This window comes from Brevundimonas sp., from assembly GCF_035561115.1.
In the GTDB taxonomy this organism is placed as follows: domain Bacteria; phylum Pseudomonadota; class Alphaproteobacteria; order Caulobacterales; family Caulobacteraceae; genus Brevundimonas.
The window spans coordinates 1-8,692 of the sequence record NZ_DATMYH010000088.1; the positions used below are offsets into that span (position 1 = coordinate 1).

Here is an 8,692-nt window from a genome sequence, read left to right on the forward strand (position 1 = left end):
GGTTATCCGGTCACGGTGACGTTCGACGGCGACGACAGCCTGCGGAAACGGCCGATGAAGCGGGTCACCGGTCCGTTGGCGTCGATGGGCGCGCGTTTTGACTGGAAGAGTGAGCCGGGCCGCCTGCCCGTCGAGATCAGCGGCGGCGATCTCGCCGCCATCGACTATGTCCAGACGGTCGCTTCGGCCCAGATCAAGTCGGCCATCCTGCTGGCCGGGCTGAATGCCGACGGCGTCACCACCGTGGCCGAGCCGGAGCCCAGTCGCGACCACACCGAACGCATGCTGCGGGCCTTTGGCGTCGAGGTCGGCGTCTTGCCGATGGAGGCCGGCTGGCGGGTGAGCCTGAAGGGCGGGCAGCGTCTGACCGGAACCGCCGTGGCCGTGGCCGGCGACCCCTCGTCGGCGGCCTTCCCGCTGGCGGCGGGGCTGATCGCGCCCGGCTCCGGGGTGACGGTGGAAGGCGTCATGCTCAACCCCCTTCGCACCGGCCTGTTCCAGACCTGGCGCGAGATGGGCGCCGACCTGACCGTCTCAAACCGCCGCATGGCCGGCGGCGAGGAGGTCGGCGACGTCACCGCCCGGCATTCGGCGCTCAGGGGCGTGGTCGTGCCGCCGGAGCGCGCGCCCTCGATGATCGACGAATATCCCATCCTGGCCGCCACCGCCGCCTTCGCCGAGGGGGCGACGGTGATGCGCGGCATCGGCGAGATGAGGGTCAAGGAGAGCGACCGCATCGCCCTGATGGCGGCGGGCCTGACCGCCTGCGGCGTCCGGGTCGAGGAGGAGCCCGAAGGCTTCACGGTGGCCGGCGGCCTCGTTCGCGGCGGCGCGACCGTGACCACCCACGGCGATCACCGCATCGCCATGAGCCATCTGGTGCTGGGGCTGGCGGCCGACGAGCCGGTGACGGTGGACGAGCCCGGGATGATCGCGACCAGCTTCCCGGGCTTTGTCCAGTTGATGCGCGGCCTCGGGGCCGATATCGCAGCGTCCGCATGAACCGGGCCCTGATCATCGCCGTCGACGGCCCCGCCGCCTCGGGCAAGGGCACCATCGCCGCGCGGCTGGCCCAGACCTATGGCCTGCCGCATCTCGACACCGGTCTGCTCTACCGGGCCGTGGGGCTGGGCGTGCTCGACGCCGGCGGATCGCTCGACGACGAGGCCGCCGCAGAGGCCGTGGCGCGCGCGTTGAAGGCGGAGAATCTGAGCGACACCGAACGGCTGACCAGCGGAGTGGCCGGCGAGGCCGCCAGCCGGACGGCGGGCTACCCCGGCGTGCGTGCGGCCCTGCTGGCCTTCCAGAGGGCCTTCGCCGCCCGGCCCGGGGGGGCGGTGCTCGACGGGCGCGACATCGGCACGGTCATCGCCCCTGAAGCCCAGGCCAAGCTATACGTCACCGCCACCGCCGAGGTGCGCGCCATGCGCCGCTGGAAGCAGCTGACCGGCCGCGGCGACGTCATCGCCTATGAGGACATGCTGGCCGATATCGTTCGCCGCGACGAGCGCGACGCGGGCCGGGGTGCGGCCCCGATGGTGCAGGCCGAAGACGCCGTCTTGCTGGACACGACCGATATGGATATAGAGACCGCCTTCGATGCGGCCCGCCGTATCGTCGAGGCGGCGCGTGTCCGGCACGGTCTCTAGAGACCCCAAGGCAAATCCAGCGCGTCATCCTCGGCTTCCGCGGGCGTTCTGACTCATTCGTCTCGCGTCCCGACGACCTGATGACCCTTTCACACTCACCTCGCGCGGGGCCGTCCGGTCGCGCGCCATAACCGTTAGAAACCCAACCCCTGCATGACTGACACCCAAAGCCTCTCCCCCTCGCGTGACGATTTCGCCGCGCTGCTCGACGAAACCCTTCAGGGCCGCGATCTCGGCGAAGGCCAGGTCGTTCACGGCCGCGTCGTCGGCATCGAAAAGGACATCCTGATCATCGACGTCGGTCTGAAGACCGAAGGCCGCATCCCGGCCCGCGAGTTCGGCATCGGCGAAGGCGCCGTCATCCCGAAGCTCGGCGACAACGTCGAAGTCTACCTCGAGCGCGTCGAGAACGCCCTGGGTGAAGCCGTCATCAGCCGCGACAAGGCTCGCCGCGAAGAAGCCTGGACCCGTCTGGAAGTCGTGTTCGCCGAAGGTCAGCCGGTCAACGGCGCCATCGTCGGCCGCGTCAAGGGCGGCTTCACCGTCGACCTCGGCGGCGCCTCGGCCTTCCTGCCGGGCTCGCAGGTCGACATCCGCCCCGTGCGCGACGTCGGTCCGCTGATGGGCAAGGAACAGCCCTTCGCCATCCTGAAAATGGACCGTCCGCGCGGCAACATCGTCGTCTCGCGTCGCGCCATCCTGGAAGAGGCCCGCGCCGAACAGCGCACCGAACTGGTCGGCCAGCTGCTGGAAGGCGAAGTCCGCGAAGGCGTGGTCAAGAACATCACCGACTACGGCGCGTTTGTGGACCTGGGCGGCATCGACGGCCTGCTGCACGTCACCGACATGTCGTGGAAGCGCGTCTCGCACCCCTCGCAGGTCCTCGCCGTCGGCGACACCGTCAAGGTCCAGATCGTCAAGATCAACCCGGATACCCAGCGCATCAGCCTCGGCATGAAGCAGCTGCAGACCGATCCGTGGGACGGCGTTGAGGCCAAGTATCCGGTCGGCGCCAAGATGACCGGCCGCATCACCAACATCACCGACTACGGCGCGTTCGTCGAGCTGGAAGCCGGCGTCGAAGGCCTGGTCCACGTCTCGGAAATGTCCTGGACCAAGAAGAACGTCCACCCGGGCAAGATCGTCTCGACCTCGCAGGAAGTCGACGTGGTCGTGCTGGATGTCGACGCCTCCAAGCGCCGCATCTCGCTGGGCCTCAAACAGGCCCAGGACAATCCGTGGGACGCCTTCGTGGCCGCCAACCCGATCGGTTCGACCGTCGAGGGCGAGGTCAAGAACGCCACCGAGTTCGGCCTGTTCATCGGCCTGGACAACGACATCGACGGCATGGTGCACCTGTCCGACCTGGACTGGAACGTCTCCGGCGAGGAAGCCATCCAGCGTTACCGCAAGGGCGAAACCGTCAAGGCCAAGGTGCTGGACGTCGACGTCGAGAAGGAACGCGTCTCGCTCGGCATCAAGCAGCTGGGCGGCGATCCGATGGAAGGCGACACCTTCAAGAAGGGCCAGCAGATCACCGTCACCGTGACGGCGGTCGAAACCGGCGGCATCGAGGTCAAATTCGGTGAAGAGGACGCCCCGGCGACCGCCTTCATCCGCAAGTCCGACCTGTCGCGCGACCGCGCCGAGCAGCGCACCGAGCGCTACACCGTCGGCGATCGCGTCGACGCCATGGTCACCGGCATCGACAAGGCCTCGCGCCGCGTCTCGGTGTCGATCAAGGCCCTGGAAATGAAGGACGAGGCCTCGGCCATCGAGCAGTTCGGGTCGTCGGACTCGGGCGCTTCGCTGGGCGACATCCTGGGCGCCGCGCTTCGCGAGAAAGCCAGCACGAAGGAATAGTCTCCTTTGTGATCTGGATACGGATCAGGCGGCGGGAGCGATCCCGCCGCCTTTTTCGTGCGCAGGACGCGTGGATTGTGAGCGTTAACCGACATTTCTCCGCCAATCCGCCGGGCGGGGCTTTTTCCTGCGGCGGGCGAAGGCTAGGGTGGGGTTGCATCCCGTGCCCGGATGCACCCGTATGGGCCTTGTGAAGGCTGAACAGGGCGGGGGCTGCCAATGATAAAGTCTGAGCTGATCGAAAAGCTCGCTGCCGAGAACACCCATCTGACCCATGCCGAGGTCGAACGGGTGGTGAATATCGTGCTTGGCCAGATGGTCGACTCGCTGGGCGAAGGCGGACGCGTGGAACTACGCGGTTTCGGCGCCTTTTCCGTCCGGGCCCGGCCGGCGCGCGCGGGACGCAATCCCCGCACCGGCGAGACCGTCGATGTGCCGGCCAAGGCCGTGCCCTTCTTCAAGAGCGGCAAGGAGCTGCGTGAGCGGCTGAACGCCGGCGACGCCTGACCGGAGACCGCCGATGGGGCTCGTGACCGAGTTCAAGGAGTTCATCTCCCGGGGCAATGTGATCGACCTGGCTGTCGGGGTGATCATCGGCGCATCGTTCGGCAAGATCGTCACCAGTCTGGTCGAACAGGTGGTGATGCCGCCGATCGGCCTGTTGCTGGGCAAGGTCGACTTCTCGAAGCTGAAATGGGTGCTGGCCCCCGAGAACCCCTCCACCGAGGCGGTCGAGGAAGTCGCGATCCAGTACGGCGCCTTCGTCAACACCCTGATCCAGTTCGCCATCGTGGCCCTGGTGGTGTTTCTGCTGGTCAAGGCGATCAACAGGCTGCGCCGCGAACAGGCGGCCGAGCCGGAAGCGGCGGCTCCTGCGCCGACGCCCACCGAGGCCCTGCTGGCCGAGATTCGCGACGAGCTGAAGGCGCGACCGCGGGTCTGATTTCCTGGAAGGCGACGGAACGGGATTCTCTGTTTGACTCTGGCGGCGTCCGGAACAAATAGTGAACATCTGGATTTCCGGACTCTCATGATCCCTGCGCCCCTGTCATCTCCCGGCCTGTTTCCCCAGCGGCCCGCGCCGCTGGAAGAAGCGTGCGCGGCGGGTCCCCGGGACGGAGCGGCTCTGATGGCCTTCGCCTTGTCGCGCCGGCTGGAGGAGGATGAGCGACCGGTGCTGATGACGGCGACGCGAGCGTGGCTGGGCGAGCATGGCCGGCCCTATGGCCCTGGCCTGCCGGGGATTTCCCTGATCCTGGCCCCCGTCAACACGGCGGCCGAGGCCTTGTGGACGTTGGAGCAGGCGCTGCGGTCGGGGGCGGTGTCCCTGGCCCTTGGCGCGGTGGATGCGGCGACCCTGACCCAGACACGGCGGCTGGACTTCGCGGCCAAACAGGGCGGGTGCGTGGGGCTGGTGCTGCCGCGCGGGCTGGACGGGCTCAGCGCGGCGCGGCGGCGCTGGCGGATCTCGACCCTGGCCAGCGCCGTCGATCCGGACGACGCCCGGGCCCCGGGCGCGCCACGGCTGACCGCCGAACTGATGCGGGGCCGTGGCGAACGGCCGGGGGCGTGGATGCTGGAGCAGGATGATGAGACGCATCGTCTCCGTCTGGCTGATCGACTGGCCGGTGACGGTCTGGCGGCGATCGGCCACGCGGGCGCGCCGTCCGGCCTCGCCGCCTGACCCCGCCCTCGATCCGAAGAACCCGTTCGCCCTGATCCTGAAGAACCGCCGGGGCGCGGCGGTGATCCACGCCCTCAATCCGGCGGCGCGGGCGACGGGCCTGCGGCGCGGCCAGACCCAGGCCGACGCCCTGGCCATGATCCCGCACCTGATCTGCAAGCCCGCCGATCCCGAGGCGGACGCCCGGGCGTTGACGGCGCTGGCGGTCTGGGCCGAGCGCTGGTCGCCGTCGGTCAGCGTCGATCCGGCAGGGGAAGGCCTGGAGGGCCTGTTCCTCGACCTCACCGGCGCCACCCGTCTGTTCGGCGGAGAGGCGGCCCTGCTGGCGCAGATCCGGGACCGGCTGGCCGAGGCCGGAGCGCGGACGCGCGTCGCCATAGGGCCGACGCCGGGCGCAGCCTGGGCCCTGGCGCGCTGGGGCGAGGCTGAAGGCGGCGCCTCCATCGCCGATGAGGAGACGGTGCGCGGCCTTCTGGCGTCCCTGCCGGTCGAGGCGCTGCGCATCGACGACCGCACCCTGACGCAGTCGCGCCGTTTCGGGCTGAAACGGATCGGCGACCTCTATCCCATGCCGCGCGCTGGACTGGCGCGGCGGTTCAGGGATGGGGACGGCGTGGGCCTGGTGCAGCGTCTGGATCAGGCCCTGGGCTTCGCGGGCGAGGCCCTGACGCCGGTGCGGCCGCCGCCGAAATACCGGGCCTGGCAGGCCTGGATGGAGCCGGTCAGCGATATCGAGGGCGTGGAGGCGCGGCTGACGGAATTGGTCGCCGATCTGTCCGCACCCCTGGTGCGCGACGGGCAAGGAGCGAAGGCGCTGACGCTGACGGGGTTCCGCTCGGATGGCCGGACCACCAGCCTGTCGGTGCGTACGGGCCGGCCCGGCCGCGAGGCCGGGGTTTGGCTGCGACTGTTCCGCGAGGCGGGGTTGGGGCGACTGGAGCTGGGTTTCGGCCTCGACGCCATGATGCTGACCGCCGACGCGGTTGAACCGATGACGGCGCGGCAGAGGGCGCTGGAAAGCGAGGCCGAGGCGAAACAGGCCGAGAGCCTTGCGGCCCTGATCGACCGTCTGACCGCGCGGCTGGGCGAGGACCGGGTGCTGATCTCAGAACCGGTCGACAGCTGGGCGCCCGAGCGCGCCGAGCGTTGGCGGCCGGCGCTGGGGCGGCGGCCATCCGCGACGGACCGGGATGCGCGCCGTCCCATCCTGCTGCTGGACCCGCCCGAGCCGGTCGAGGCTCTGGCTGAACTTCCCGATGGCGCGCCGGTGCGCTTCACCTGGCGGCGGCTGTCGCGACGTGTGACGCGCTCCGACGGCCCCGAACGGCTGTCGCCCGAATGGTGGCGGCCGCGTCCGGACGACCGGCAGGTCCGAACCCGCGACTACTACCGCGTCGAGGACGAGGCGGGGGCTCGCTACTGGCTGTTCCGCGAAGGCCTGTATGGCCGGGAATATTCGGGGGTGGCCGAAGAACGGGCGCCGTCGTGGTGGATGCACGGGGTGCTGCCATGAGCGCCCCGGGTTCAGGCTGGGACGGCCAGTACGCCGAACTGGGGGCGATGACGAATTTCAGCTTCCTCGAGGGGGCTTCGCATCCCGGCGAGATCATGATGCAGGCGAAGGCCATGGGGCTGGCCGCCGTCGGCGTGGCCGACCGCAACACCCTGGCCGGCATGGTGCGGGCGTTGATGGGGGCGGAGGAAATCGACCTCCCTCTGGTCGTCGGATCGCGGCTCGGTTTCACCGACGGGACGGAGCTGATCGTCTTTCCGCGTGATCGCGCCGCCTACGGCCGGCTCTGCCGCCTGCTGTCGCGGGGCAAGAGCGAGGCCGTGCCGCAAGCCGGGGCCGATCCGGATGCGGAGCGGATCGAAAAGGCCGAGACGCGGCTGACCTTCGAACAGGCGGTCGGGCTGGGGGAGGGAATGATCGCCCTGGCCCCCGCGCCGGAACAGCCCGACGCGGCGTTCGAGACGCGGCTGGCGGCGTGGCGAAAGGCCTGGCCGGACGATCTGTATCTGGCGGCGGCGCCCCTGTGGCGCGGCGACGACCGAAAGCGGCTCAACCGGTTGGCGGCTATGGCGCAGCGCACGGGCGCGCCCATGATCGCGACCAATGCGGTGCTGTATCATCATCCCGACCGGCGGATGCTGCAGGACGTCATGACCTGCATCCGCGAGGGGACGACCATCGACAAGGCCGGGCGGCGGCTGCAGGCCAACGCCGAACGCCATCTGAAGCCGCCGGCGCAGATGGCGCGGCTGTTCCGCGGCCACGAGGCGGCGCTGGCGCGGACGATGGCGGTGGCGCGGGCCTGCGTCTTCTCGCTACGCGAGCTCGAGTACCAGTACCCGGACGAACCGGTGCCGTCAGGCTGGACGGCGCAGCGTCGATTGATCCGGCTGGCCTTCCAGGGGGCCCGCGGCCGCTGGCCCGACGGGGTTCCGCAGAAGGTCCGGGACACGATCGTCAAGGAGCTGAAACTCATCAAGCTGCTGAAGTACCCGAACTATTTCCTGACGGTGCACGACATCGTCGCCTGGGCGCGGTCGCAGGAGGATCCGATCCTGTGCCAAGGGCGGGGTTCGGCCGCGAACTCGGTGGTCTGCTACTGCCTGGGCGTCACCAATGTGAACCCCGCCGAGCAGGACGTGCTGATCGAGCGCTTCATGTCGGCCGATCGCGACGAGCCGCCCGACATCGACGTCGACTTCGAACACGAGCGGCGCGAACTGGTGATGCAATACATCTACCGCCGCTATGGCCGGGACCGGGCGGCCATCGTGGCCACCATCATCCATTACCGGCCCCGGTCCGCGATCCGCGACGTGGGCAAGGCGCTGGGCCTGACCGAGGACGTCACGGCGCGGATGGCGGACACGGTCTGGGGCTCCTGGGGCGACGGGGTGAAGGACGAGCACGTCGACCGCACCGGCCTGAGCCGCGACGACGCGCGCATGCGGCTGGCGCTGGAGCTGACGGCGCAGCTGATCAAATTCCCGCGCCACCTGAGCCAGCACGTGGGCGGCTATGTCCTGAGCCAGACGCCGCTGATCGAGATCGTGCCCGTCGGGAACGCCGCCATGGCCGACCGCACCTTCATCGAATGGGACAAGGACGACATCGACTTTCTGAAACTGATGAAGGTCGATGTGCTGGCCCTGGGCATGCTGACGGCGCTGAAGCGCGGCTTCGACATGATCGCGGAAAACTATGGGCCGCGGTTCGAGCTGCATACGGTCCCGCAGGGCGATCCGGAGGTCTACGACATGCTGTGCAAGGGGGACTCCCTGGGGGTCTTCCAGGTCGAGAGCCGGGCCCAGATGGCGATGCTGCCACGGCTCCAGCCCCGCACCTTCTACGATCTGGTGGTCGAGGTGGCGATCGTCCGGCCCGGACCGATCCAGGGCGGGATGGTGCATCCCTATCTGAAACGACGGGCGGAGCGGCGGGAGGCTGAAAGGCTGGGCCGGCCCCATGTGATCGACTTCCCCC

8 protein-coding genes are annotated in these 8,692 nt (G+C 69.3%); all 8 read left to right on the forward strand.

Annotated elements, in window-relative coordinates:
• A partial coding sequence (gene aroA / locus VN378_RS11395) for a 3-phosphoshikimate 1-carboxyvinyltransferase (protein ID WP_325743695.1) occupies window positions 1–1,002 on the forward strand: 1,002 nt, incomplete at its 5' end.
• Window positions 999–1,649, forward strand: a complete 651-nt coding sequence (cmk, locus tag VN378_RS11400; RefSeq protein WP_325743696.1) for a (d)CMP kinase — start codon at window positions 999–1,001, stop codon at window positions 1,647–1,649. The genes aroA and cmk, both read left to right, overlap by 4 nt.
• Before the next feature lie 153 nt (window positions 1,650–1,802).
• Entirely contained in the window at window positions 1,803–3,512 is a 1,710-nt protein-coding gene (gene rpsA / locus VN378_RS11405) for a 30S ribosomal protein S1 (RefSeq protein ID WP_325743697.1), read from the forward strand.
• A gap of 219 nt (window positions 3,513–3,731) precedes the next feature.
• Entirely contained in the window at window positions 3,732–4,019 is a 288-nt protein-coding gene (locus VN378_RS11410) for an integration host factor subunit beta (protein ID WP_056619956.1), read from the forward strand.
• A 13-nt stretch (window positions 4,020–4,032) separates the two neighbouring features.
• Window positions 4,033–4,455: a large-conductance mechanosensitive channel protein MscL gene (mscL, locus tag VN378_RS11415; protein ID WP_325743698.1), complete on the forward strand. Its 423-nt coding sequence runs from the start codon at window positions 4,033–4,035 to the stop codon at window positions 4,453–4,455.
• An 87-nt stretch (window positions 4,456–4,542) separates the two neighbouring features.
• Complete coding sequence (locus VN378_RS11420; RefSeq protein ID WP_325743699.1) at window positions 4,543–5,196, forward strand: hypothetical protein; 654 nt, start codon at window positions 4,543–4,545, stop codon at window positions 5,194–5,196.
• Window positions 5,102–6,709 (forward strand): DNA polymerase Y family protein, encoded by a 1,608-nt coding sequence (locus VN378_RS11425; protein WP_325743700.1) that lies wholly within the window; start codon window positions 5,102–5,104, stop codon window positions 6,707–6,709. The genes VN378_RS11420 and VN378_RS11425 overlap by 95 nt, the downstream gene beginning before the upstream one ends.
• Window positions 6,706–8,692: PHP domain-containing protein (locus VN378_RS11430; RefSeq protein WP_325743701.1), on the forward strand; the 1,987-nt coding region annotated here is incomplete at its 3' end. The genes VN378_RS11425 and VN378_RS11430, both read left to right, overlap by 4 nt.